General features: G+C 67.3%; 21 protein-coding genes. 6 read left to right on the forward strand and 15 right to left on the reverse strand.

Annotated elements, in window-relative coordinates:
- The first annotated feature begins 2 nt into the window (after positions 1–2).
- From AB4Y72_RS10880 to ccsB, 3 genes are read left to right on the forward strand one after another with little or no spacing between them, the layout of a single operon-like run.
- Complete coding sequence (locus AB4Y72_RS10880) at positions 3–758, forward strand: cytochrome c biogenesis CcdA family protein (protein ID WP_441426168.1); 756 nt, start codon at positions 3–5, stop codon at positions 756–758.
- Positions 758–2,533 (forward strand): cytochrome c biogenesis protein ResB, encoded by a 1,776-nt coding sequence (gene resB, locus AB4Y72_RS10885; RefSeq protein WP_441426169.1) that lies wholly within the window; start codon positions 758–760, stop codon positions 2,531–2,533. The genes AB4Y72_RS10880 and resB overlap by 1 nt, the downstream gene beginning before the upstream one ends.
- The gene (gene ccsB / locus AB4Y72_RS10890) at positions 2,533–3,660 is read left to right on the forward strand and encodes a c-type cytochrome biogenesis protein CcsB (protein ID WP_441426170.1); all 1,128 of its coding nucleotides are present in this window, start codon (positions 2,533–2,535) and stop codon (positions 3,658–3,660) included. Before resB ends, ccsB begins: the two co-directional genes overlap by 1 nt.
- Before the next feature lie 448 nt (positions 3,661–4,108).
- On the opposite strand, the gene AB4Y72_RS10895 is transcribed toward ccsB, so the two are convergent.
- Together AB4Y72_RS10895 and AB4Y72_RS10900 are read right to left on the reverse strand one after the other, a co-directional pair.
- Positions 4,109–5,098, reverse strand: coding sequence for a hypothetical protein (locus AB4Y72_RS10895; RefSeq protein ID WP_441426171.1), 990 nt, complete (start codon positions 5,096–5,098; stop codon positions 4,109–4,111).
- A gap of 288 nt (positions 5,099–5,386) precedes the next feature.
- On the reverse strand, positions 5,387–5,815 hold the full coding sequence (locus tag AB4Y72_RS10900) for a PLD nuclease N-terminal domain-containing protein (RefSeq protein WP_441426172.1): 429 nt from the start codon (positions 5,813–5,815) through the stop codon (positions 5,387–5,389).
- 130 nt (positions 5,816–5,945) lie between these two features.
- On the opposite strand from AB4Y72_RS10900, the gene AB4Y72_RS10905 reads away from it, so the two are divergent.
- Positions 5,946–6,254: a DUF4229 domain-containing protein gene (locus AB4Y72_RS10905; RefSeq protein WP_441426173.1), complete on the forward strand. Its 309-nt coding sequence runs from the start codon at positions 5,946–5,948 to the stop codon at positions 6,252–6,254.
- A gap of 125 nt (positions 6,255–6,379) precedes the next feature.
- On the opposite strand, the gene AB4Y72_RS10910 is transcribed toward AB4Y72_RS10905, so the two are convergent.
- The 7 genes from AB4Y72_RS10910 to AB4Y72_RS10940 form a co-directional block, all read right to left on the reverse strand.
- On the reverse strand, positions 6,380–7,261 hold the full coding sequence (locus AB4Y72_RS10910; protein WP_441426174.1) for a 1,4-dihydroxy-2-naphthoate polyprenyltransferase: 882 nt from the start codon (positions 7,259–7,261) through the stop codon (positions 6,380–6,382).
- Between the two features lie 74 nt (positions 7,262–7,335).
- Positions 7,336–8,481 carry an AMP-binding protein gene (locus AB4Y72_RS10915; RefSeq protein ID WP_441426223.1) on the reverse strand — a complete coding sequence of 382 codons (1,146 nt, stop codon included), beginning with the start codon at positions 8,479–8,481 and terminating at the stop codon, positions 7,336–7,338.
- A 23-nt stretch (positions 8,482–8,504) separates the two neighbouring features.
- On the reverse strand, positions 8,505–9,458 hold the full coding sequence (locus AB4Y72_RS10920; RefSeq protein ID WP_441426175.1) for a 1,4-dihydroxy-2-naphthoyl-CoA synthase: 954 nt from the start codon (positions 9,456–9,458) through the stop codon (positions 8,505–8,507).
- Positions 9,459–9,479: 21 nt separating this feature from the next.
- Positions 9,480–9,920: a VOC family protein gene (locus AB4Y72_RS10925; protein ID WP_441426176.1), complete on the reverse strand. Its 441-nt coding sequence runs from the start codon at positions 9,918–9,920 to the stop codon at positions 9,480–9,482.
- Positions 9,921–10,054: 134 nt separating this feature from the next.
- Entirely contained in the window at positions 10,055–10,816 is a 762-nt protein-coding gene (locus AB4Y72_RS10930) for a CPBP family intramembrane glutamic endopeptidase (RefSeq protein WP_441426177.1), read from the reverse strand.
- Positions 10,817–10,932: 116 nt separating this feature from the next.
- Complete coding sequence (locus AB4Y72_RS10935) at positions 10,933–12,861, reverse strand: hypothetical protein (RefSeq protein ID WP_441426178.1); 1,929 nt, start codon at positions 12,859–12,861, stop codon at positions 10,933–10,935.
- Positions 12,858–13,157 carry a hypothetical protein gene (locus AB4Y72_RS10940; RefSeq protein WP_441426179.1) on the reverse strand — a complete coding sequence of 100 codons (300 nt, stop codon included), beginning with the start codon at positions 13,155–13,157 and terminating at the stop codon, positions 12,858–12,860. Before AB4Y72_RS10940 ends, AB4Y72_RS10935 begins: the two co-directional genes overlap by 4 nt.
- A gap of 490 nt (positions 13,158–13,647) precedes the next feature.
- Here AB4Y72_RS10940 and AB4Y72_RS10945 point away from each other — a divergent pair, with 490 nt between their 5' ends.
- On the forward strand, positions 13,648–15,108 hold the full coding sequence (locus AB4Y72_RS10945; protein WP_441426180.1) for an amino acid permease: 1,461 nt from the start codon (positions 13,648–13,650) through the stop codon (positions 15,106–15,108).
- Positions 15,109–15,221: 113 nt separating this feature from the next.
- Here AB4Y72_RS10945 and AB4Y72_RS10950 read toward each other — a convergent pair whose 3' ends face one another.
- The 6 genes from AB4Y72_RS10950 to AB4Y72_RS10975 all read right to left on the reverse strand — a co-directional run bounded on the left by AB4Y72_RS10950 (position 15,222) and on the right by AB4Y72_RS10975 (position 21,756).
- Positions 15,222–16,043, reverse strand: a complete 822-nt coding sequence (locus AB4Y72_RS10950; protein ID WP_441426181.1) for an aldolase/citrate lyase family protein — start codon at positions 16,041–16,043, stop codon at positions 15,222–15,224.
- A complete protein-coding gene (gene hpaH / locus AB4Y72_RS10955; RefSeq protein WP_441426182.1) occupies positions 16,028–16,813 on the reverse strand; it encodes a 2-oxo-hept-4-ene-1,7-dioate hydratase in 786 nt (261 codons plus the stop codon). Before hpaH ends, AB4Y72_RS10950 begins: the two co-directional genes overlap by 16 nt.
- A 1-nt stretch (position 16,814) precedes the next feature.
- The gene (hpaD, locus tag AB4Y72_RS10960; protein ID WP_441426183.1) at positions 16,815–17,903 is read right to left on the reverse strand and encodes a 3,4-dihydroxyphenylacetate 2,3-dioxygenase; all 1,089 of its coding nucleotides are present in this window, start codon (positions 17,901–17,903) and stop codon (positions 16,815–16,817) included.
- A 54-nt stretch (positions 17,904–17,957) separates the two neighbouring features.
- Positions 17,958–19,487: a 5-carboxymethyl-2-hydroxymuconate semialdehyde dehydrogenase gene (gene hpaE / locus AB4Y72_RS10965; RefSeq protein WP_441426184.1), complete on the reverse strand. Its 1,530-nt coding sequence runs from the start codon at positions 19,485–19,487 to the stop codon at positions 17,958–17,960.
- Positions 19,488–19,550: 63 nt separating this feature from the next.
- Positions 19,551–20,237 (reverse strand): GntR family transcriptional regulator, encoded by a 687-nt coding sequence (locus AB4Y72_RS10970; protein ID WP_441426185.1) that lies wholly within the window; start codon positions 20,235–20,237, stop codon positions 19,551–19,553.
- Positions 20,230–21,756 carry a fumarylacetoacetate hydrolase family protein gene (locus AB4Y72_RS10975; protein ID WP_441426186.1) on the reverse strand — a complete coding sequence of 509 codons (1,527 nt, stop codon included), beginning with the start codon at positions 21,754–21,756 and terminating at the stop codon, positions 20,230–20,232. The genes AB4Y72_RS10970 and AB4Y72_RS10975 overlap by 8 nt, the downstream gene beginning before the upstream one ends.
- 222 nt (positions 21,757–21,978) lie before the next feature.
- On the opposite strand from AB4Y72_RS10975, the gene AB4Y72_RS10980 reads away from it, so the two are divergent.
- Complete coding sequence (locus AB4Y72_RS10980; protein ID WP_441426187.1) at positions 21,979–23,892, forward strand: FAD-binding monooxygenase; 1,914 nt, start codon at positions 21,979–21,981, stop codon at positions 23,890–23,892.
- The last annotated feature ends 198 nt before the right edge of the window (positions 23,893–24,090 follow it).

Here is a 24,090-nt window from a genome sequence, read left to right on the forward strand (position 1 = left end):
CCGTGAACAGCCCCTTCGCCGAAGCCATCCTGAACGGATCGCTCCTGCTGGCCGTCCCCGTGGCGCTCCTGGCCGGATTCGTCTCCTTTCTCTCGCCCTGCGTCCTTCCGCTCGTGCCCGGATACCTGGGCTACGTTACGGGCCTGACCGGCGTCGACCTGCAGAAGCAGCGACGCGGCCGCATGCTGGCCGGAATCGGGCTCTTTGTCCTCGGCTTCTCGGTGATCTTTGTGCTCCTCGGCGGCGCATTCGGGCAGCTGGGCAGCCTCATCACCGGTTCGCAGAACAAGTGGATCACCCAGCTGCTGGGCGTCCTCGTGATCGTCATGGGCGTCGTGTTCATGGGCGGGTTCGGCTGGCTCCAGCGGGACGCCAAAATCCACGCCAAGCCCCCGGCCGGGCTGTGGGGCGCGCCCCTGCTGGGCATCACCTTCGGGCTCGGGTGGGCACCGTGCATCGGACCCACGTATTCCGCCGTCCAGCTGCTGAGTCTCTCCGGCGGCTCCTCCGCTGCAAAAGGTGCATTCCTGGCCTTCGTGTATAGCCTGGGGCTGGGAATCCCCTTCCTGCTGATCGCCCTGGCCGTGCGCCGCGGCATCGGCGTGATGTCTTTCTTCCGCAAGCACCGGCTCGCCATCCAGCGCACCGGCGGCGGCATCCTGATTCTGCTCGGCATCCTGATGGCCAGCGGCGTGTGGGGTACCTGGGTCTCCGGGTTGCAGTACTGGTTCCAAACCGATGTGAAATTGCCGATCTGATGAGCGAGCGCGTGAACGTAACGAAGAAGAAGTCCCCGAAGCCCGACGCCGTCCTGCCTTCGCTGGGCCCGGTGGGCATGCTCCGGTGGGCGTGGACGCAGCTGACCAGCATGCGCACGGCACTGTTCCTTCTGTTGCTGCTGGCCGTCGCCGCCGTGCCCGGCTCGCTGTTCCCGCAGCGCCCCGCCAACCCGGCGATTGTCACGCAGTACATCAAGGACCACCCGGACTACGGGAAGATCCTGGACTCGCTGCAGCTCTACGACGTCTACTCCTCGGCATGGTTCTCGGCGATCTACCTCCTGCTGTTCGTCTCGCTGATCGGCTGCGTCATCCCGCGCGCCATCGCGCATTACAAAGCGATGCGCTCCCAGCCCCCGCGCACCCCCGCACGACTGTCCAGGCTCCCCGAATACGGCACCCTGGTGATTCCGGCCGACGCGGGGATCCCGGCGTCGGAGGCCATCTCAACCGCCGCGGAGCTGCTGAAGAAGCGCGGCTACCGGGTGGACATCCGGGACCGCGACGGCGACCGGCCCTCCCTGGGCGCCGAGCGCGGCTTCTTGAAGGAAGTCGGCAACCTCGTCTTCCACACCGCGCTGATCGGGGTGCTGGTCTCCGTGGCGGCCGGCGGCCTCTTCGGCTACAGCGGGCAGCGGATCCTGGTCGAGGGCGACACCTTCGTCAACACCCTCGTCGGCTATGACCAGTTCACACCCGGCACCAACTTCCAGAGCAGCCAGCTCCAGCCGTACTCGGTCCAGCTGGACAAGTTCCACATCACCTTTGACCGCGAATCGAAGGGCAAGTTCGGACAGCCCATCGACTTCACGGCCGATGTGACGACGAAGGAAAACCCGGACGCGCCCGCCAAGAAGGAAGCGCTCAAGGTCAACGACCCCCTGAGCCTCGGCGGCACCAGCGTGTACCTGACGGGCAACGGCTACGCTCCCGTGGTCACCGTCCGCGACGGCGCAGGCAACATCGCCATGCAAGGTCCCGTGGTCGCCAAGCTCCAGGGCGAGAACTACTACTCCTCCGTGGTCATCAAGGTCCCGGACGCCAAGCCGGAACAGCTCGCCTTCGCGGGGTTCTTCCTGCCGACGGCCTTCGTCTCGGACAAGGGCGTCTCCTTCAGCGGTGACCCGGAGCTCATCAACCCGCAGCTGACCCTGAACTCGTACTTCGGCGATCTCGGCCTCAACGCGGGTGCCCCGCAAAACGTCTTCGAACTCGACGTCAAGAAGCTGACACCGCTCAACGCCCGGAACCTGCCCACCAAGGGCATCGTCCTGGCGCCCGGCAGCACCTACAAGCTGCCGAACGGCAAGGGCTCCATCAGCTTCGACGGCGTGAAGCGTTACATCGGCGTTGATATCCACCACAACCCCGGCCAGCTCTATGCCCTGATCTTCGCGCTCCTGGCCGTAGGCGGGCTCGTGACATCGCTCTATGTGAACCGCCGCCGCGTCTGGGTCCGCACCGGCACCCACGAGGACGGCCGCACCATGGTGGAGTACGCCCTGCTGGCACGCGGCGAAGACCACCGGCTCGCCGGGGAGGCCGCAGCCATCCGCACACTCCTCGCCGGCGAATGGCTGGTGGACGAGGACGCCGTGCCCGGTTCCCAGCCCGCTCCCAGCAGGACAGCGGATAATGACCGGGCGGATACCGCCGCGAACGGTGACGGCGGCGCGCACGCCAACTCTGAACAACCCGCAGAAGACTTCATCCAGTCAACAGCCGGCTCTTCCGAGTCGAAGAAGGATCAGTAATGTTGTTCTCGATCAACGAAACCATGGGCCAGTACAGCGAGCTCTTCATGCTGCTGGCAGCCGGCACGTACACGGTGGCTTTCATCGCCTTCGCCTGGGACCTGGCCAAGAGCAGCAAGATGCTGCGCGCGGTGGACCTCAAGGCCGCGGAACTCGCCGGGCAGCTCCCCGCAGCTGAGGCCGCGCGCGTACCCGTCGGCGTCGGTGCGCGGTCCGGGGGCGATATTGACCGCGCCGATTCGGACGTCAGCGGACCCGCAGGCCGGGCCGAGCGTCCGACGTCGGCCGTCTCCGGCCGGGGTGCCGCGGCGGGCGCGGGCCAGACCGCGGACGGCAGCATGCGCTACGGCGGCGAGCGGCGTGCGCCGGCGCGCGTCGCCGTCGCGCTGACCATTCTGGGCGCGGCAATCCACGCGGCCGGCGTGGTCACCCGCGCGCTCGGCGCCGGCCGGGTGCCGTGGGGCAACATGTACGAATTCCTCACCACGGGCGCCTTCGTGGCCGTGGCCGTCTTCCTGCTGGTGCTGATCCGCCGCGACCTGCGCTTTCTGGGCACATTCGTGATCGGCCTGGCCATCATCATGCTCGTTGCGGCGTCCATCGCGTTCTGGACCCCGGTGGGCCACCTCGTGCCGGCGCTGCAGAGCTACTGGCTGCTCATCCACGTTTCCATCGCGGTGATGTCCTCGGCGTTGTTCACCCTGACGTTCGCCATGTCCGCGCTGCAGCTCGTGCAGTCGCACCGGCAGAAGACGATCGCAGCCGGCGGGGCGGACAAGCTCGGATTCATGCGCCTGGTCCCGAACGCCCTGAGCCTGGAGAACCTGTCCTACCGCATCAACGCAATCGCATTCGTCGGTTGGACGTTCACGCTCATGTTCGGCGCGATCTGGGCGGAGAAGGCCTGGGGCCGGTTCTGGGGCTGGGACACCAAGGAAGTCTGGACCTTCGTGATCTGGGTGGTCTACGCCGGATATCTGCACGCCCGGGCCACCCGCGGCTGGACCGGAACCCGCGCCGCGTGGCTGTCGATTGTCGGCTACCTGTGCGTGGTCTTCAACTTCACGATCGTGAACCAGTTCTTCAACGGCCTGCACTCCTACTCCGGGCTACCAACCGGGGGCTAAACCGCACCCCGGTCCACGATTTGCCGCAGATGGTCGCTATGCCCCGTGCTTAGCGGCCATTCGCGTCAGATCGGTGCGCCGCACGGCGGTTGGGGCAGCGCGGCATGGCATGGGGGCGCGATGGTGCGTCTGCCGCGGCCGGGGCGGGCCTGGCTGCGAGTCCTGCACGGGGTCGCCGCGGGTCTGGCGGGCCCTGCGCGGTCCCGATCCCTATCGATTTGCCGCAGATGGCCGCTATGCCGCGTGCTTAGCGGCCATTCGTGTCAGATCGGCGCGATCCAAGGCGGTTGGGCAGCCCGGAATGGCATGGGGGCGGGCGCGATGGTGCGTCTGCCGCGACCGGGGCGGGCCTGGCTGCGAGTCCTGCGCGGGGTCGCCTCGGGTCTGGCGGGCCCTGCGCGGTCCCGACCCCCATCGGTTCGCCGCAGATGGCCGCTATGCCGCGTGCTTAGCGGCCATTCGTGTCAGCTGAGTGGGGTGTGGGGCGAGCACGTTCACGCCGCCCCGGCTTGGTGGTCGAGGCGGGAGCCCAACCGCGCTCCGTCAGCGCCGCACGCACGCGTGTAACCGCAGCCGGCTCCATCCCCGGGGCGAACGGGGTCAAATGCCATTGGGTCAAGACGACGACGCGCCACCCGGCGTCCCGGGCGTTCTCATCCCGAAAGATGTCGCTGCGGCGCTGGGCCGGAGTGGCGTGATGCCCGCCGTCGAACTGAATCGCTACCTTTTCCTGCTCGTAGGAGAGGTCCGGGTCCTGGATCCAACCGCCGGTCTCGTCGAACATGGGGACGTTGATTCCGGGCTCGGGCAGGCCATGTCGGATCAGAAGTAGGCGGAGTTCGGTCTCCTTCGGGGAGTCCGTGTCCGCGCGAATCAGGGAGCGGACACGCATCGCGCGCCGGTAGCCCGGCATGCCTTGCTTCCCGGCGAGGAATGCGTCCAGCCTGTCGATCGTGGTCAGCGGATTTCTCCGCCGTAACAGGAAGTCCCCGGCAATCACCAGTTCATCGAGGCTCAGTATGCCGGCGAGATCGAACCACGTCCGTAGCGGCGATGTGCAGCTCACCCTGGAACCGGACACGATCTCCTCCGGTTCGAGTGACTGCTGATGGCCGACCACGTTCTTATGCCGGACAGCGCGCCGACCCGACCGACTTGTCAGGTGGATGACAGCCAGGTTCTCCACGACCCGCGGGAGAGGGAAGCCCCACAGCACCGCCGCGGACTGATGGCTTACGACGGCGCCCGTCACGGCAGTCAGGGCGTGCACGCGTTCCAGCAAACTGTCCGGGATGGCGGCAGTGGCGCGTACGCCGTAACAGGGGCTGACCAGATCCCGGGCCCGCGTCCGTCGTCGGCTCAGCCCCGCGGTGCGGGCCTCGGCCACGGTGAAGGGCCGGTGTCGAAGGTGCGGGGGTAGCTCACTGGGCTCGCGCATGTGAGCATTCTGCGCCCGCGCCGAGGAGGCTCGGGGGTTATCCACAGCGCGGGCAGGGTGTGGGGGAGGAGTGGGCCGTATGGGCGGCGGGGAGCGGAGAGGAGGAACGGGCCGTGGGCTAAGTGGGCAGCGGGGCCCGGAGTGGTTGAGTGGCGGCCATTTGCCGGAGATGGCCGCTATGAGGCGGGAATTCCGGCCATCTGGGGCGAATGGCCGCAGTTAGCCGCAGTTAGTGTGGCCGCAGTTATGCACGGAGTCCTTGGGTCGGGAACAAGGCCAGGAATGCTGCTACTTGACCTCGTCGGTGCCTTGCGTTCCGGCGTCGCCGGGCTCGCGGGCATCCCCGGCGCTTTCGGTGCCGCTGGCTTCCGCGGTGCCGCCGTCGAGCTTGTGCTCCTTGGCGTCCAGCTCATCCTTGAGCTTCCTGCGCCTGTCGGCCTCGGCCTGGTTGCGACGGCGGATTTCAAGGTTGCGCAGGAACTCGGGGTCGTCGTCGGGCGCTACGGGGTGGCTGTAGGCGACCGGAGCGGCGTCCGTGGCGCGCGGGCGCCCAATCAGGAACCACAGGGTGGCGCCGACCACGGGGAGGAGGATTTGCACGAAGATCCAGGCCGTCTTGGAGATGCCTCTGGTCAGCCTTGCGTCGGTGCGGATGAGGTCGACCAGTCCATAGACAAATACGGCCAGTATGACGATCGGAACCACTACACGGAGCATACCTTCAGTCTAGCCGTCAGGCGGCTCCACGGCGCCGGTCACGGGCGCCCGGTACAGGCCCGCGGTACCGCAGCCCCGGGGAGGATTGGGGCCGACGCCGGGCAGCCGTGCCGGCGGCTAAACTTGAGGGGTGGCTTTCCTCAAATACACCCTGATTCGGCTCGCGCTTTTTGCGCCCCTCTTCGCGCTCTTCCTCTACCTGCGGCTGGGAGTACTGCTGGCTGCGCTGTGCGCCGGGATGATGGCTTTCGCCATCAGCTTCCTGTTCTTCCAGAAGCAGCGCGACGCGGCGACCGCGACTCTCCACCACCGGTTCTCCGGCAAGGCTAAGCCGCTGCGCAGCGCGGGCGAGGTGGCCGACGCCGAGGCCGAGGACCGCCTGGTGGACGAGAACCCGGACATCGCAGTCCAGTCGGACTACCGCCCCAAGGACTCTTAGCAACCGGGCCCCGCCCCGGGCGAGCCGGGCCCCGCCCCGGGCGAGCCGGGCCCCGGCCCCGGCCGCAACCGGCCCCCGAGCCGGGCCCGGCAACAGCCGCGGCTTCGGCGCCCGGCGCCCGCGACCTAGAAGCTGTGGCTCAGGACGAGCCCGAGTGAAAACAGCGCGGCGAAGCCGAGGTTGATGAGCCCGGTCTGCTTCAGGACCGGGATGAGGCTCTTGCGCCGGCGCCCGGCGATCATGAGCCAGGACGGCATGAGACTGGCGGGGATCAGCAGCAGCACGATCAGCATCCACGGCCGGGTGGGGGCCAGGACGATGACGAGCAGGATCGCGACAGCCAGCATCAGCACGTAGCTTTCCCGGGCGTGCTTGTCACCGAGCCGCACGGCCAGGGTTTTCTTCCCGGCCCTCCGGTCGGTCGGGATGTCACGGACGTTGTTGGCCATCAGCAGGGCGCATGCGATCAGCCCCGTACCGATCGCTCCGATGATGGCAGCCAGGCTCAGCTGGCCCGCCTGCGTGTAGGTGGTGCCGAGCGTGGCCACAAGACCGAAGAACACAAACACGAAGACATCGCCCAGACCGAGGTAGCCGTACGGGTTCTTGCCGCCCGTGTAGCCCCATGCGGCCAGCACGCAGCCGATGCCGACGAGGATGAGCCACCAGGCCTGCGTGATGATCACGAGGACGAGCCCGAACAGCATCGCCAGCCCGAAGGCAGCGAACGCCGCCCGTTTGACGTGCTCCGGCCTGGCCGCGCCCGAGCCCACCAGCCGCAGCGGGCCCACCCGGTCCTCATCCGTGCCCCGGATCCCGTCGGAGTAGTCGTTGGCGTAGTTGACCCCGATTTGCAGGAGCAGGGCGACCATCGCGGCCAGCACGGCGTTCAGCAGGATGAACGAATCCATCTCATACGCGGCTGCGCTGCCGATCAGCACCGGCGCAATCGCGGCGGGCAGGGTGCGCGGTCGGGCGCCTTGGATCCATTGTGCGGCTGTGGCCACGGTCAGTACCTCGTTGGTTGGTTGAATACTCGTTGGTTGGTTGCACGCCCGGCCTGAGGACGGAGGCAACGTGTCTATTTTCCCTGATGCAGCGCATCCAGCAGGACCGTCATACCCATGCGGTCCGGTTTACCGTTGGGCAGCATGAGCAGTTCCGCGGCGGGCAGGACCGTTTTGGGGGCCAGAGCCCCCAGCGCCGGTCCCCATGTTCCGTCCCGACGGTCCGCGAACGCGTTCAGTCCCTCGGGGGTGCTGTCGGCCACCGCAACGTACGCGGCGAGGGCCTGGCCCCACTCGGCGGAGGGGACTCCGGCCACAAACGCCGCCCGCACGCCGTCGAGCTTCTCCAGCTCGGCCTGGACATGCGCGGCCGAAACCTTGAGGCCGCCGGTGATGACGACGTCGTCGGCCCGCCCGAGCACGGTGAGGCGGCCGTCGGCGTCCAGTTCGCCCAGATCGTTGGTCCGGTACCAGCGGGCGCCGTCCACCTCGACAAAGCTCTCGGCCGAGAGCTCCGGGGCCGCCAGGTACCCGGCGGCGATGGTTGCCCCGCCGAGCAGAATGCGGCCGTCGTCCGCCACTCGGACCAGGACGTCCTCGAGCGGGAAACCGTCATAGACGCAACCGCCGCAGGTCTCGGCCGAGCCGTAGGTGGTCACCACCTTCACCCCGGCGCCGCGGGCCGCCGCGAGGAGCTCGGCAGAGGCCGGGCCGCCGCCGAGCAGGATGGCGTTGAAGCGCCGCAGCACGGCCAGCGTCTCGGCCGAGGGCGAGTCCAGCAGCCGCTGCAGCTGGGTGGGCACCAGCGAGGTGAAACGGACCTTGTCCGTGAGCTCCAGCGCCGCGGCCGTAAAAGCCTCCGGGGTAAAGCCGGCCGTCAGATCCATGACCCAGGGACGGGTGCCCGCAAACAGCGAACGGACCAGCACCTGCACCCCGGCCACATACTGCAGGGGAAGCGCCAGCAGCCACTGGCCTTCGCCCTTCAGCGCAAGGGCGGTGGCCATTGACGAGGCCGCCAGGGCATCGACGGTGAGGACCGTTGCCTTCGGTGCGCCGGTGGACCCGGAGGTCCGCACCACGACGGCTGCGTCCTCGATGCCAGGAGTTTCGGGGAAGGCCAGCACGGGTGAGCCGTCGGGCCCGGCGGAGAGCTCGACGGCGGGTCCCTCCCCGTGGAGGGCAGCAGCCAGCGCCTTGAGCGCGGGCTCGATGTTCATGGCTCCGGAAGTCACAGCGCGCCTTAGAAGTAGTGCGGAAATTTGGACCAGTCGGGGTCACGCTTTTCGAGGAAGGCTTCCTTGCCCTCCACGGCCTCATCCGTCATGTACGCCAGGCGCGTCGCCTCGCCGGCGAAGACCTGCTGGCCGGCCAGGCCGTCGTCGGCGAGGTTGAAGGCGAACTTGAGCATGCGGATGGCCTGCGGTGATTGCCGCGCGATGTCGGCGGCGTACTCCAGGGCCACATCCTCGAGGCGTTCGTGGTCCACTGCCTCGTTCACCGCGCCCATGCGGACCATGTCCTCGGCGGAATATTCGCGGGCCAGGAAGAAAATCTCCCGGGCGGCCTTCTGGCCGATCTGCCGGGCCAGCAATGCCGAGCCGTAACCGGCGTCGAAGCTTCCCACGGTGGCATCGGTCTGCTTGAACTTTCCATGCTGCCGGGAGGCAATCGTGAGGTCCGAGACCACGTGGAGCGAGTGCCCGCCGCCGGCCGCCCAGCCGTTCACGACGGCGATCACCACCTTGGGCATGGTGCGCATGAGCCGCTGGACCTCCAGGATGTGCAGCCGGCCGGCGCGGGCGGGGTCGATGGTCTCCTTCGTCTCCCCCTCGGCATAGCGGTACCCGTCGCGGCCGCGGATCCGCTGGTCCCCGCCGGAGCAGAAGGAGTGGCCGCCGTCCTTGGGCGAGGGGCCGTTGCCGGTGAGCAGAACGGTGGCCACGTCCGGGGTCATCCGGGCGTGGTCCATGGCGCGGTAGAGCTCATCCACGGTGCCGGGGCGGAAGGCATTGCGGACCTCGGGCCGGTCGAAAGCGATGCGGACGGTGGGCAGGTCCCGGAGGACGGTGCCGTCGTCGGAGCGCTCCACCTGCCGGTGGTAGGTCATGTCCTGGAAGTCGTCGAAACCGGACACGGTGCGCCACCGGGTGGGGTCAAAGACGTCGGATACCTTGGCGGGAATTTCGTTACTCACAGTCCGAGTCTAGTAATCGGCTCAGCTGATGCAGAACTCGTTGCCCTCCGGGTCCGCCATGGTGTGCCAGGAATGCGGTCCCTCGCTGGCGGTCCAGAGGAAGGTGGCGCCGCGCGCTTCGAGTGCCGCGCGCACTTCGTCCTTGTCCGCGCCGGCCAGGTTCACATCCCAGTGGACCCGGTTCTTGACGGTCTTCGCCTCCGGCGCGGTCTGGAAAAGAATCCGCCGGGAGGCCGGCTTGACCCCCAGATCCTGCGGGGGCCGAATGGCGGCGCCGGTCCGCCAGACCAGTTTTCCGTGGTGGACCTTGGTCTCCGCGTCCGTCGCGAAACCCTGCTCAATCATCGAACGGATGAAGCCCTCATCCTGCGGCTCCACGGCCCACTCCAGCGTTTCGGCCCACCAATCAGCGAGTTCGTGCGGGTTTGTGCAGTCCACGGCGATCTGGATGTTCAGTGTCATGGGAAAAACCTACGACGCCGCGGCCCGCATCGGAAGGGTCCAGGCCGCACCCCGCCGGCTCCAAGCAACGCGGGGTCACGTCGCGCCCATGTGGGGCCCGGGCATGGGCCGTAAGTGACCCCGCGTTGCTTCGGCTAGCCCTGGACGTGCTGCAGCTGTTCGAGGACTTCCGGCGGAATCGCGTAGATGAAGACCACGGCCAGAAGATTCTTGGACGCGTGGACGAAGTAGGAGAACATCACGTTGTTCCCGGTCCAGACATAGACGAAGACCAGGACGGCGCCCATGGCGAGGTAGGGCATGAGAACTTGCAGGGTCAGTTGTTCCTGGCCCACGACGTGCAGGGCAGCGAACAGAACCACCGACAAGCCACAGCAGAACCAGAGGTTTACCCGGCGGCTCAGTTTGCCGATCAGCAGGTGGCGGAAGATGTATTCCTCGACGAACGGGCCCACGATCACCAGCAGCGGCACCATGAGCCACGCCGGGACCTGCTGCATGAGCGCCTGAATTCCGGCCTGGTTGGCGGAGGTCTGCACCGGCCCGCTGACGCCCACCAGGACCGCGGTGAGGATGAGCATCGCCACCACGGCCAGCGGCACCATGAGCGCGGTGAACCACGGCCGCGTGGCAAGGACACGGAGGTCGCGGACGGCCACGCGACGCGCCGCAGCCAGGGCGAAGACACCGATGGTCGCGTAAAAGACCAGGTTCACCGCGTAGGACGCCACCGCAGGATTCGGCGAGATCCTCAGCAGCAACGGCGCCAGCAGTTCGCCCGCCACGGCGAAGAATCCGGCCACGGCCACGTAGAGCCCGGCAGTGATGAAATCGAGCCGGGAGAACCGGTAAAGCTCCGGTTGCGGCGCGGGTGGTGTGCGGAGAGCTGTGCCCATGTCCTCAGCCTAGCGCTGCCCGCCGTCGCGGCGAGTCTCCGGAAACGGCTAACGCCCGGGCCGAGGGCGCCGGGCGTTAGCGTGCTTCAGTGCTCTGGACCTAACGGAACAGTGATCTATCGGAACAGCGCCCCGTAGGTCCCCATGATGATCCGGTCGCCCGGGGTGGACTTGCGGATGTAGTCGACCACGGCCCAGTCATCGAGGGAGATGCAACCGGCTGTCGGGATCTTGTTCATGTGCAGGAAGATGGCGAAGCCCGCGTCCTGGACGATGTTGGGCCGGTTGTAGTTGATGACAACGCCCTGGCGGTAGTAGCCCAGGCTTGCGAACCACCACATGTTCTCGTCCCAGCCGACCCAGGAGGAGGACTCGTGGTACTTGTTGTACGTGGGCGTCCAGGGGTTGCCGCCCCAGCGCGAGCGGGGGTTGAGCGTGCGGTAGGCGAGCTTCGTGCCCGGGTTACCCAGACCGAAAGCTTCCGTCACGGAAAACGACCCGGTGGGAGAGAACAGGTTCCGGGTGGGACCGGACGGCACTCCCGGCGGCTTGAATCCTGACTTACCGACGTAACCGTCTGTCCGCCAGTCCGGCACATAGGCTCCGGCGACCTTCATGCAGTACAGGTTGGTCGCGTGGGATATTCCGTAGCCCGAGGTCCACGTGAGGAGGACGCGGTTCGCTCCGTACGTGGGGTACTTGGCCTGGCCGTTGTTGAGCTTATGGCACTCGGACATCGCATAGAGCCGGGCCCCGGACCTGGACCAGGTGATTTCCCCGTGCTGGAAGGACTGCACGCAGGAGCCCGCGGCGCAACGCTCGCTCGCGATGGGATACCCCAGCGAGCCGCCAGGGCCACCCGACGAAACGAATTTGCTGGCGATTCCGCTGCCGGAAATCCATGCTCCCGTGGTGGGGGACCAGTAGATGCTGCCGCCCTGAAAGCGTTGCACGCACCCTCGGCCGGGCTGTCCGCAGATCTCACTTGTGAGCGGATATCTCAGCATGCTTCGCGTCGTTCCGGCAGCAGAAAACAGGTTCCCGATAGCGCCGCGGGTCACGTGCGCGCCCGTGCTGGGCGAGTAGTAGATGCTGCCACCTTGGAAGCGCTGCACACAGCCCTGGGGTGTCAGACCGCAGGTTTCTCCGGTGAGCGGGTAGCCCAGCACGCTGTTCTGTGCGCCGCCGGCCATCCAGCGGCCCAGGATACCGCCCCAGACGACCTGGCCGTCGATTCCCGGCGCCCAGTAGATCGACCCCTTGTCAAACTTTTGAAAACACCCGGACGCCTTCAGCCCACAGGCCTCGGCAGTTACGGGAAGGCCCAGGACAGCCTCGCCGCCAGCCGCGACCCACCGGTGCCCGATGCCGCTTAGGCTCGAGAACTCCACCAACTGCGTGCCTGTCCAAGCCACGACGCGTCCGCTGGAGAACTTCTGGATGGTTCCGGCAGCGACCGCGGTCTCATCCGTGACAGGGTACCCGAACAGCGCCAGGCCGCCCTTCTCGTGCCAACGGGGGCCGGTGTGGCCGGCTGTCAGCAGAACCGCGTGGGCACCCGTTGCCGAGGTCCAGAAGATGGGTCCGCCGTTGAACGCCTGGCTGCAGACGCCCAGTGAGCAAACCTGATTCCCGGTCGGCGCGCCGAGCGCGCCGGCGGCACCCTTTAACGCGGTCCATTCCGCGGCGATCGGGCCCGCGACGACGGGAGTCGGCGTCGGCTCCGTTGTGGGAGTCGGCGTCGGTGTCGGCGGAGGCGTCGGCTCTACGGTGGGGGCCGGCGTCGGGTCAACGAGGGTCAGTGAATGAGCGGCGGTGGGTGGCGCAGTCGCTGTCGAAGTCGCTGGTTCTCCCGGAGCCGTATCGGCGGGAGCAGAGGCGGATTCGGTCGGCGCCGGGGTTTCGGTCGGCGTCGCAGTGGGGCTGGAAGTCGCCGCCGGTGCCGTCGGTGCAGCCGGTGCACTCTCAGCGAAGGCCGGTGCGGCCGCCAGGGGCCCGGCAGTCAGTCCAAGGATCACCGCCGTGATGAGTAGTACTTTTTTCATGGGGCATCCTTTACGGAGACGACCGGCGTGCAGGTCCCGGCGCTGTCCTTGGTCTTGGCGAAGTTCGGTGCCGCGATCTCGGCCGACTTGCCGGCTGGAACGGCTTGGGTGATGAGGGTGTGCCCTGCCACCGCGGGGCCAGCCGTGACCGCGATCGCCACGGTGAACACTTTGTTCTTGTCCGTGGTGTTGACGAGGGTGCCCTTGAAGGACCACGACCCGTCGGCTGTTGCGGTGCAGACGTGCTGCCGCAAGGCGTCGGGCGCGTTCAGCGAAGTGGAAACGTCGGCAGGCACGGAGGCACCCGGCGCCGGAGATCCTGAAGTCTGTGTTGCTGATGCTGATGGTGTTGCTGCGGTGCGGCTTTCGCTGGGTCCGGCCGGACCGGAACCGCCGCTCGAACACCCCGCTAGTGCGAGAAGCAGCACTGCAGGCAGTAACGCTCTCTGTTTCATAGTCCCCCCTGACTCATGGCGTTCCCGCCATGGCCTGCAGTGATGTTGCAGGCGTACCGGTCGGTAGATCCCCGCCGGTGTGCTGAGAATAATGGAAACCGCGGCCTGACCAGCGCTTTTGCGTGAAATGACTGCTGTTGTGGCGGGTTTGAGGCGGCTTCCGGTGTTGCCCGCGTCACGGCCGGCCCGGGATTTCCAGTACGATGGATGAGCCGCGCGAAGCTTTGACTTTGTGAGGTTCGGTACACACGGCCGCCCTCCGGGCACCCCGATGTTGTGTAACCGAATCCCGGTCCCGTCCCGGCCGTAATTCGACCTACAAGGAACTGTTGTGCCCCAAAGTACTTCCACCGAACTCAAGAGCGCGCCGGCACAATCCGTCGCCGTCGACTCGACTCTCAGCGCCGAGGGCTACAAGAAGACCCTCAGCGGCCGCCACGTAACCATGATTTCGATGGGCGGCGCGATCGGCGTCGGCCTGTTCATGGGCGCCGGCGGACGCCTGGCCTCCACCGGCCCCGCGCTGATCTTCTCCTACGCGATTGCGGGCGTGATCGCCTACCTGCTGATGCGGGCACTGGGCGAGCTCATCATGTACCGCCAGACCTCGGGCTCCTTCGTCAGCTACGCCGGCGAAATGTTCGGCCGGAAGGGCGCCTTCATCTCCGGCTGGATGTACTTCATCAACTGGGGCATGACCGGGATTGCGGAACTGATCGCGATCGGCCTGTACTTCCAGTTCTTCTTCCCCAATGTGCCGGTGGAAGCCTCCGCGATCGCGGCCCTCGCGCTGCTGGTGGCCGTCAACTTGTTCAGCGTCAAGGCGTTCGGCGAGTTTGAATTCTGGGCGTCCTGCCTCAAGGTCGGCGCCATCCTGATCTTCCTGGCCGTTGGCACCTTCATGGTGGTCACCAACGCCAAGGTGGGCGGCGGCCACGCCTCGGTAGCCAACCTCTTTGCCGACGACGGCGGGATGTTCCCCAAGGGCGCCCTCGTGATGGTCCTTGTGCTCAACGCCGTCATCTTCGCCTACAACGGCATCGAACTCGTCGGCATCACCGCCGGCGAGATGGAAAATGCCAAGCGGGAGGTGCCCAAGGCGATCCGCGCCGTCGTACTGCGCATTGTGGTGTTCTACGTCGGTTCCGTGCTGCTGCTGGCCATGCTGCTGCCCTCCGACCAGTACAAGGCCGGCGTCTCCCCGTTCGTCACCGTCTTCGGCCAGATGGGCCTCGGCTGGGTGGGCGACGTCATGAACATGATCGTCATCACCGCCGCGCTGTCCTCGTGCAACTCGGGCCTGTACTCGATCGGCCGGGTCTTCCGCACCATGGCCAACAACGGACATGCCCCGCAGTGGCTCACCAAGATGTCCAAGCGCCACGTGCCGTACGCTGCCATCCTGGCCATCGCCGCGTTCTACCTCGTGGGCATCCTCCTGAACATCTGGCTGGGCGGCTCGCACGCCTTCGACCTCGCGCTGAACACCGCCTCGATCGGCGTGATCTTCACGTGGGGCGCCATCTTCGCCAGCCAGATCGCGCTGCGCCACCAGAAGGGCCGCGTCTCCAGCCTCCCCATGCCGGGATCGCCCTGGACCAGCTGGGCCGGACTCATCGCGCTGCTGGCCATCACCGTGCTGATCGGCTTCGACACCATGACCAGCAAGACCGGCGAGGTCTTCCACCTTGGCCTGTGGACACTGGCCACCGTTCCGTTCTTCGCCCTGGTGCTGTGGCTGGGCTGGCAGAAGGTAAAGGACAACGGGCCCAAGAGCGAGCTCTTCAGCTAGGACCCCCGGGCGCGCACCGCGACGGCGGCTGAGCACGGACCTCAAGCGGGGAACTCTAGCGACGACGGCGGCCGCCACCTCAACAGGTGGCGGCCGCCGTCGCGGTTAATCCATCAGTAGCTGCCGGGGCCCTCGGCAGAGGTAGCCGCCGGGCCCGGCGGGATGTATTCGGCGGCGAGCGCCTCCGAGCCGCGGGCCAGCAGTGCCACATCCGCGCCGACCAGCACGAACGCTGCGCCGGCGGCCAGGTAGGCGCGGGCCGTTTCCGGGTTGAAGGCGTTCACGCCGGCGGGTTTGCCGGCCGCTGTGGCGGCGGCGAGGCAGTGTTCGACGGCGGCGCGTACCCGGGGGTGCTCCTGCTGGCCCAGCAGTCCCATGGAGGCCGCGAGGTCGGAAGGTCCCAGGAAGATCGCGTCCACCCCGTCCACAGCCAGGATGTTCTCCACGACGGCGACCGCGGCTTCGGACTCGACCTGGACGGTGACGCTGACGGTTTCGGAAGCGCGGGCCAGGTAGTCGGGGATGCGGTTCCAGCGGGCGGCCCGGGCCAGGGCGGAGCCCACCCCGCGGACGCCCTGGGGCGGGTAGCGCGTCGCGGCCACGGCGGCCTCCGCCTCGGCTGCCGAGTTCACCATAGGGATCAGCAGGTTCTGGACGCCGAGGTCCAGGTACTGCTTGATGAGTACGGTGTCGTTCACGGGCGGCCGGACCACCGGATGGACCGGGTAGCCGTGCACGGCCTGCAACTGGGCGAGGACCGATTCGATCCCGTTCGGGCTGTGTTCGGCGTCAATGAGGAGCCAGTCCAGCCCGGAACCGGCGCAGAGTTCGGCCACCAGGGGACTGCCGGAGCAGACCCACATCCCGGCCAGGGGGCGGCCGGCGCCGGCCAGGGCGTCGCGGAAGGTGGGATCGGGATCTACTCGAAACGGCATGTGATGCTCCCCAGGGGTCCGTAGTCGGCGTGGACGGTATCACCCTTGTACACCCAGAGGGGGCGGGTGAAGGAGCCGGCGAGGATGATGTCCCCGGCCTTCATGCCGTCCCCGTGGGCGGCGATCTTGTTTGCGAGCCAGTGCACGCCGGCGGCCGGGTGGTCCAGGACCCCTGCGGCCACGCCGGTTTCCTCCACGGTCTGGTTCTTGTAGAGGATGGCCGCGACCCAGCGCAGATCGACGGCGTCGGGCCGGACCGGGTTGCCGCCGACCACCATGGCCCCCATCGCCGCGTTGTCTGCGATGGTGTCCACGATGGTCCGGCCCTCCATTTCGATCCTGGAGTCCAGGATCTCCAGGGCCGGAACGACATAGTCCGTGGCGTTCAGGACGTCGAAGATGGTGCAGCCGGGGCCGGCGAGGTCCTTCTTCAGCACGAACGCCAGTTCCACTTCGACGCGGGGGTGGGTATAGCGGTCCCACTGGACCGAACAGCCGGTCTCCAGGACCATGTCATCGAAGATGGCGCCGTAATCCGGCTCGGTGATGCCGGTGGCAGCCTGCATCGCCCTGGACGTGAGGCCGATCTTGCGGCCCACGAGCCTGCGGCCGGCGTCTTCGTTGCGGCGCCTCCACAGCTGCTGGACCGCATAGGAATCCTCGACCGTCATTTCCGGGTAGCGGGCCGTCAGCCGCGGGACCGGGGTGCGGCTGCGGCCGGCCTCCAGCAGTTCGTCGGCGATGGCCTCGATCGTCGTGGCGTCCAGCACGCTAAACCTGCGCCCCGAGCTTGAAGCCTGTCTGTTCTCCGGCGGCGCCGTCCTCTTCCTTGCGGGTGTAGGAGAAGCCGTCAGCGCCCACGGTCACCGCCATCTCGCTCTTTTCCTCACGGATTATGACGGGCTGCGGGTTGCCGTCGAGATCCAGGACCAGGGAAGCCTCGGTGTACCAGGACGGGACCACGGGGTTGCCCCACCAGTCGCGGCGCTGGTTGTCGTGGACGTCCCACGTCACAACGGGGTTGTCCGGGTCGCCGGTGTAGTAGTCCTGGGTGTAGATCTCGATTCGGTGGCCGTCCGGGTCCAGGATGTAGAGGTAGAAGGCGTTGGACACGCCGTGCCTGCCGGGGCCGCGTTCGATCCGGTCGCTGATGCGCAGGGCGCCCATCTTGTCGCAGATCTGGATGATGTTGTGCTTTTCGTGCGTGGCGAACGCGACGTGGTGCATGCGCGGCCCGTTGCCGCCGGTCAGGGCGGTGTCGTGCACCGTCTGCTTGCGGTGCATCCACACTGCGTAGGAGACGCCGTCGGAGTCCTGGATGTCCTCGGAGACGCGGAAGCCCAGATCTTCGAGGTACTTGCGGCCCCGCGGAACGTCCGGGGTGACCTGGTTGAAGTGGTCCAGCCGGACAAGTTCGCCGGCGGAGTACAGGTCGTAGCGCTGGGTAAGGCGCTCGACGTGTTCGGTCTCGTAGAAGAACTCGTACGGGAAGCCCAGCGGGTCCTCCACCCGGACCGAGTCGCCGATGCCCTTGGTGAAGCCTTCCTTCCGCCGCTCGGTGCGGCAGCCCAGCTCCTTGTAGTACGCCTCTGCGGCGTCCACCTCGGCGGGTGATTTCACCCGGTAGGCGAAGGCCGCGACGGCGGCGATGGGCCCCTTGCGGAGCACCAGGTTGTGGTGGATGAATTCCTCCAGGGAGCGGAGGTAGATCGTGTTCTCGTCTTCTTCGGTGACGTGCAGGCCCAGCAGGTCAACGTAGAACTCGCGGGATTTGGCGAGGTCGGTGACCACGATCTCCATGTAGGCGCAGCGGACGATGTCCGGCGCCGGGACGGAGGGGGTGGGGACGAAGTTGGTCATGGTTTTCTCTCTTCGTTGAAAGGATTTGTCTCTGGAGGGGCGCGGGCTGGAAATTCAGGCGCCGGTGGGGGTTTGGCCGAATTTAGGCGTGTGAACCTGGCCGAGGGTGATGTGGACGGCCTGCTGGTCGGTGTAGAAGTCGATGGAGCGGTAGCCACCCTCATGTCCCAGACCGGAGGCCTTGACGCCGCCGAACGGGGTGCGAAGGTCGCGGACGTTGTGGCTGTTGAGCCAGACCATGCCGGCCTCGACGTTTTGGGAGAAGTTGTGCGCCCGGGTCAGGTTCTGGGTCCAGATGTACGCGCCGAGCCCGTACTTGGTGTTGTTCGCGAGGGCGAGGGCTTCCTCGTCGGTATCAAACGGGGTGATGGCGACGACGGGGCCGAAGATCTCCTCCTGGAAGATCCGCGCGTCCGGGGCGACGTCGGCGAACACGGTGGGGGCGATGTAGTTGCCTGCGGGCAGGTGCTCCGGCCGGCCGCCGCCGGCCAGCAGCCGTCCCTCGGACTTGCCGATCTCCACGTAGGAGGCCACCTTGGCGTAGTGCTCTGGGTGGACCAGGGCGCCGACCTCGGTCTTGGGGTCGTGCGGGTCACCGACCACGATGTTCTTGGCCCGGGCGGCGTATTTGTCGCAGAATTCCTTGTAGATGCCGCGCTCCACCAGGATCCGGGAGCCGGCCGTGCAGCGCTCGCCGTTGAGCGAGAAGACGCCGAACAGGGCGGAGTCGATCGCGGCGTCGAGGTCGGCGTCGGCGAACACGACGCACGGTGACTTGCCGCCGAGCTCCATGGAGAGGCCCTTGAGGTTCGCCGCGGCGTTGCGGAAGATCGTCTGGCCCGTGGTGGTCTCGCCAGTGAAGGAGATCAGCGGCACCTCCGGGTGTTTGACCAGGGCGTCGCCGGCTTCCTCGCCGAGGCCGTTGACCAGGTTGAAGACGCCGTCCGGCAGGCCCGCATCCTTGAAGATGGTGGCCCACAAGGAGGCGGAGAGCGGGGTGAACTCGGCCGGCTTGAGGACCACGGTGTTGCCGGTGGCCAGCGCCGGGGCGAGCTTCCAGGATTCGAGCATGAACGGCGTGTTCCACGGCGTGATTAGGCCCGCGACGCCGATCGGCTTGCGGTTGACGTAGTTGATCTGGGCGCCGGGGACCTTCATGGCGTCGTCGAACTGGGCCACGATCAGGTCCGCGAAAAAACGGAAGTTCTCGGCCGCGCGCAGCGCCTGGCCCTTGGCCTGGGTGATGGGCAGGCCGGTGTCGAAAGTTTCGAGCTCGGCGAGGCGTGCCTCCTGGGCTTCGACGGCGTCGGCGATCCGGTTGAGGATGCGGGCACGCTCGCGGGGCTTCATCTTGGGCCAGGGGCCGTTGGTGAACGCGTCGCGGGCGGCGGCGACGGCGAGGTCGATGTCTTCCTTCTGCCCGGCGGCGGCTGTGGCGTAGTTGGTGTTGGACACCGGGTCCAGGACATCGAAGGTTTTGCCGCCCACGGAATCAACGAATTCACCGTTGATGTAGTGCTGGATGTGGGTGGGCAGGTCCTGCGGAACGTAGTGGGTGGCGGTAGCCGGGGCAGTAAACGTCATTGTTGTCTTCCTAACTAGCTGGTTATTGCAACGCGGGGTCACGTGCGGCCCATCCAGGGCTCCTTAACGGGCGCTAAGTGACCCCGCGTTGCTTTGGGCAAGGTATGCATCGAGGGTGGCGCTGCGGTGCCGGCGGGCGGCTTGCTCGATCACATCCGGGCTGGCACCGGACTCAATGAGCTTTAGGAGCGCCTCGTGTTCGTCCACGGATTCGTGGGCCCGTCCCGGGACGAAGCGGAACGTGGAGGAGCGCAGGGATGCGAGCCGGTTCCAGCCCCGGTGGACGAGGTCCAGGATGTGCGGGTTGGGGCAGTGCTCGAACAGGATGCTGTGGAAATCCTGGTTCAGCCGGGTGAACCGGACGGGGTCGAAGTGCTGCAGGCAGTCACGCATCTCGGCGTTGACGGCCCGGGCCCGTGCCACGTCCGACTCCCCGATCAACGGGGCCGACAGTGCCGTGGCGGCGCCCTCCACGATGCTCAGGGTCTGCATCGTGTAGAGGTACTCGGTGGGGTCAATGCCGGACACGGTGGCGCCGACGTTCCGCTCGAATTTCACCAGGCCTTCGGCTTCGAGCCGGCGGATGGCCTCGCGGACCGGTACCACGCTGATGCCTAGATCCTCGGCGATCTTCGCCAGCACCAGCCGGTAGCCGGGGGAGTAGGTCCCGTCCACGATCCTGGCCTTGACCGCCGCGTACGCCTGCTCGGACTTGCTGACTGTGATGGCCGTGGCGGCCGTGTCAGTCATGGGATTTACCGGCTTCCCATTCCTGGTAACGGGTCCGCCACGCGGCGTTGAGCGGGTAGAGGCCGTCCACACTGTGGCCCTGCTGCACCATTTCGGCGATGAAGGTTTCCTCCCGTTCCTGGGCGATGGAATCGTCCGCGAGCTCGTCGGCGAGGGCCGGCGGGATCACCAGGATGCCGTCCGCGTCGGCCACGATGATGTCCCCGGGCTGCACGGTGGTGCCGCCGCAGGCGATGGTGAGGTCCGTGTCCCACGGGATGTGCCGGCGGCCCAGGACCGCGGGGTGCGGGTTGGCATAGTAGGTGGGCATGTCCATGGCGGCCACGGCCGAGAAGTCGCGCACGCCGCCGTCGGTGATGATGGCCGCGGCGCCGCGGACCTGGGCGCGCAGGGCCAGGATGTCGCCGATGGTGCCGGTGCCCTTCTCGCCGCGTGCCTCCATCACCAGGATCTCGCCCTCGTTGACGGAATCGATGGCCTGCTTCTGCGCGTTGAAACCGCCGCCATGGGTCTTGAAGAGGTCCTCGCGGTTGGGGACGTAGCGCAGGGTCCGGGCCAGGCCCACGATCCGCTTCTGGGGCCGCGTCGAGGTCAGGCCGTCGATGCTGACGTTGTTCAGGCCGCGCTTGCGCAGCTGGGAGGACAGGGTGGCCGTGCAGACACTTTCCAGCTTGGCCTTCAGCTCAGGGGACAGCATCGGCGTCTGTGATGGCTCGGCGGTTGCCAGGCCGGCGGCTTCCCGCGAGCCGTACGCCTCCTCCCGCTGCACATCATCGGTCTTGGGCCGGGCGCCAAAGTCCGCGAACGGCGTCGTGCCTTCTGAAACCAGGGTGACCAGCCGGCCGGTAGAGAGCCCGGAAGTGACGGAGCCCGCCGCCGCACTGTCGGTACTGGCTTCAACGGTGCTGACCTCGACCTCGACGACGTCGCCCGGCTCGGCCACCGACGCCCCGGCCGGCGTGCCCGTGAGGATGACGTCGCCCTCTTCGAGGGTGAGTAGTTGGGACAGGTCGGCCACGAGCCGGGCGAAGGGGAAGAGCAGGTCCCCGGTGGTGTCGTCCTGGACCAGCACGCCGTTGTGCCAGGTGCGGATCCGCAGGTTTGCGGGGTCGACGGCGTCTGCCGCGATCAGGCCCGGTCCCACGGGTGTAAAGCCGTCGCCGCCCTTGGACCGAAGGTTGGAGCCCTTGTCCGCGTAGCGGAGGTCGTAGACGCCGAGGTCGTTGCTGGCGGTGACCCACTCGACATGGCTCCACGCGTCCTCGATGTCGACGCGGCGGGCGGGTTTGCCGATGATCAGCGCGATCTCGCCCTCGTAGCCGAGGAGTTCGCAGCCGGCCGGGCGCTCCACGGATGAAGGGGCTGCTGCCGAACCGGTTGCCAGGGACGACGACGGCTTCAGGAAGTACGAGGGCTGCTCGGGGGTGCGGCCGCGCTGGGCTGCCCGGCTGGGGTAGTTGATGTGCACGGCGATGACCTTGCGGGCCGCGGCCAGGGTGCGGTCGGTGACCTGTTCCAAGAGCTACTCCTCATCGAGTACGAAATCGTATACGAAACACTATGGCCCGGGAAGGAAGGACCGTCAACCCCCGGGGCTGGCATCTTTCGCCGCACTTGTAACCTGCGTCATATCTGCCGTACAGTTCTGGAACGCAGTTCACAATTCTATTATCGAACGTCGAGTTCTAATATCGAATACTCGACGGCGATAGGCCGCCACACAACGAAGTGAGGAAAGCCCGTGCATTTCCACCACCACGGTTACGTATCCGGGGACCCGCGCGTCCAGCCGGCCGCCGGCGTCGGCATCGACAGGCCCACGCAGCTTCCCGAGCAGGTTGACGTGCTGATCGTGGGTTCCGGGCCCGCGGGCATGCTCGCCGCGGCCCAGTTGTCCCAGTTCCCGGGTGTCACCACGCGCATCGTGGAGCGCCGACCGGGCAGGCTCGCCATCGGCCAGGCCGACGGCATCCAGGCCCGGAGCGTCGAGACCTTCCAGGCCTTCGGCTTCGCCGAGCGGATCATTGCCGAGGCGTACCGGATCACCGAGATGGCGTTTTGGAAGCCGGACCCCGCGGACCCCTCGAACATCGTCCGCAGCGCTCGCACCCTGGACGACCCGGGCGGGATCAGTGAGTTCCCACACCTCATCGTCAACCAGGCGCGCGTGCTCGATTACTTCTCCGAGTTCATGGCCATGTCCCCGGCCCGCATGACTCCGGACTACGGACTGGAGTTCCGCGGCCTGGAGGTCACCGGCGAGGGCGAGTATCCGGTGACCGTGACACTCGCGCACACCGCCGGTCCCGACGAGGGCCGGGAGCGCATTGTCCGGGCCAAATACGTGGTCGGCGCTGACGGCGCCCGCAGCAAGGTGCGCGAGTCGACCGGCTGCACCATGGCCGGCGACCAGGCCAACCACGCGTGGGGCGTCATGGACGTGCTCGCCTCCACGGACTTCCCCGACATCCGCCTCAAATGCGCCATCCAGTCCCACGACGGCGGCAGCATCCTGCTGATCCCGCGCGAGGGCGGGCATCTCTTCCGCATGTATGTTGATCTCGGCGAGGTCCCCGCGGATGACCGCGGGGCCGTCCGCAAGACCACCATCGAGCAGATCATCGCGAAGGCCAACGCGATCATCCACCCCTACACGCTCGACGTGCGCAACGTGGCCTGGCACAGTGTCTACGAGGTGGGCCACCGCCTCACGGACAGGTTCGACGACGTCCTCCCGGGAGAGCTCGGCACCCGCACGCCCCGCGTGTTCATTACCGGCGACGCGTGCCACACGCACAGCGCCAAGGCAGGCCAAGGCATGAACGTCTCCATGCAGGACGGCTTCAATATCGGCTGGAAGCTCGGGCACGTCCTTGAAGGCCGCAGTCCGGAGAGCCTGCTTTCCACGTACTCGGCCGAGCGCCAGGTGGTCGCGAAGAACCTCATCGACTTCGACAAGGTGTGGTCGACCCTCATGGCGAAGAAGCCGGAGGAGTTTGAAAACCCCTCCGAGCTCGAGGACTTCTACGTGCGCACCGCCGAGTTCCCCGCGGGCTTCATGACCGAATATTCGCCGTCGATGATCGTTGCCGAGGCGACGCACCAGGAGCTTGCCACCGGTTTTCCCGTCGGCAAGCGCTTCAAGTCCGCACCCGTGGTGCGGGTCTGCGACACAAATCCGGTCCAGCTCGGCCACCAGGCCGCGGCGGACGGCCGCTGGCGCATCTACGTCTTCGCGGACGGGACGGCGCCGGGACAACAGGCGGAAGCGCTGTCGCCTGCCGGTGACCTTGCCGCGTGGCTGGCCAATGCACCGGACTCACCCCTCGCCGCCACCCCGGAAGGGGCCGACCGCGACGCCTGGTTCGACGTGAAGGTGATCTACCAGCAGGACCACACGGGCATCGATATCGGCAACGTCCCTGCCGTGTTCAAGCCGGAGGTCGGCCCGTTCCGGCTCACCTACCTGGAGAAGGTCTACGGCACCGATCCGGCGGCGGACATCTTCGAGCTGCGCGGCATCGACCGCGGCGGCGTTGTGGTGGTGGTGCGCCCGGACCAGTATGTGGCCAACGTCCTGCCGCTGACGGCGACGGCGGAGCTCGCCGCGTTCTTCGCGCCCCTCCTGCGGACCGGGCGGACCGCGGCGGTGTGACCGGGGTACGCGCGGCCTGGGCGCGCGGCATGCCGCGGGCTAACCGGACGGCCCGCGGGCACCCTTACGACGGCGCTGTAACGCTCCCGCCCGGTTGCTGCCGGTCGCACCTCCACGTGCCCGCGCAATCATGGGGGTGCGTAGAGGTGAAGCCGGGTCCGGCACCGAGTAACTGGGATGGAGCGTCGTCACGCGTGG

Source organism: Arthrobacter sp. YAF34 (assembly GCF_052113245.1).
GTDB lineage: Bacteria > Actinomycetota > Actinomycetes > Actinomycetales > Micrococcaceae > Arthrobacter.

Coding starts and splice junctions, on each gene's coding strand:
- resB (WP_441426169.1), top strand. CDS start 758: ATGAGCGAGCGCGTGAACGTAACGAAGAAGAAGTCCCCGAAGCCCGAC.
- ccsB (WP_441426170.1), top strand. CDS start 2,533: ATGTTGTTCTCGATCAACGAAACCATGGGCCAGTACAGCGAGCTCTTC.
- AB4Y72_RS10895 (WP_441426171.1), bottom strand. CDS start 5,098: ATGCGCGAGCCCAGTGAGCTACCCCCGCACCTTCGACACCGGCCCTTC.
- AB4Y72_RS10900 (WP_441426172.1), bottom strand. CDS start 5,815: ATGCTCCGTGTAGTGGTTCCGATCGTCATACTGGCCGTATTTGTCTAT.
- AB4Y72_RS10915 (WP_441426223.1), bottom strand. CDS start 8,481: ATGAACATCGAGCCCGCGCTCAAGGCGCTGGCTGCTGCCCTCCACGGG.
- AB4Y72_RS10925 (WP_441426176.1), bottom strand. CDS start 9,920: ATGACACTGAACATCCAGATCGCCGTGGACTGCACAAACCCGCACGAA.
- AB4Y72_RS10930 (WP_441426177.1), bottom strand. CDS start 10,816: ATGGGCACAGCTCTCCGCACACCACCCGCGCCGCAACCGGAGCTTTAC.
- AB4Y72_RS10935 (WP_441426178.1), bottom strand. CDS start 12,861: ATGAAAAAAGTACTACTCATCACGGCGGTGATCCTTGGACTGACTGCC.
- AB4Y72_RS10950 (WP_441426181.1), bottom strand. CDS start 16,043: ATGCCGTTTCGAGTAGATCCCGATCCCACCTTCCGCGACGCCCTGGCC.
- hpaD (WP_441426183.1), bottom strand. CDS start 17,903: ATGACCAACTTCGTCCCCACCCCCTCCGTCCCGGCGCCGGACATCGTC.
- hpaE (WP_441426184.1), bottom strand. CDS start 19,487: ATGACGTTTACTGCCCCGGCTACCGCCACCCACTACGTTCCGCAGGAC.
- AB4Y72_RS10970 (WP_441426185.1), bottom strand. CDS start 20,237: ATGACTGACACGGCCGCCACGGCCATCACAGTCAGCAAGTCCGAGCAG.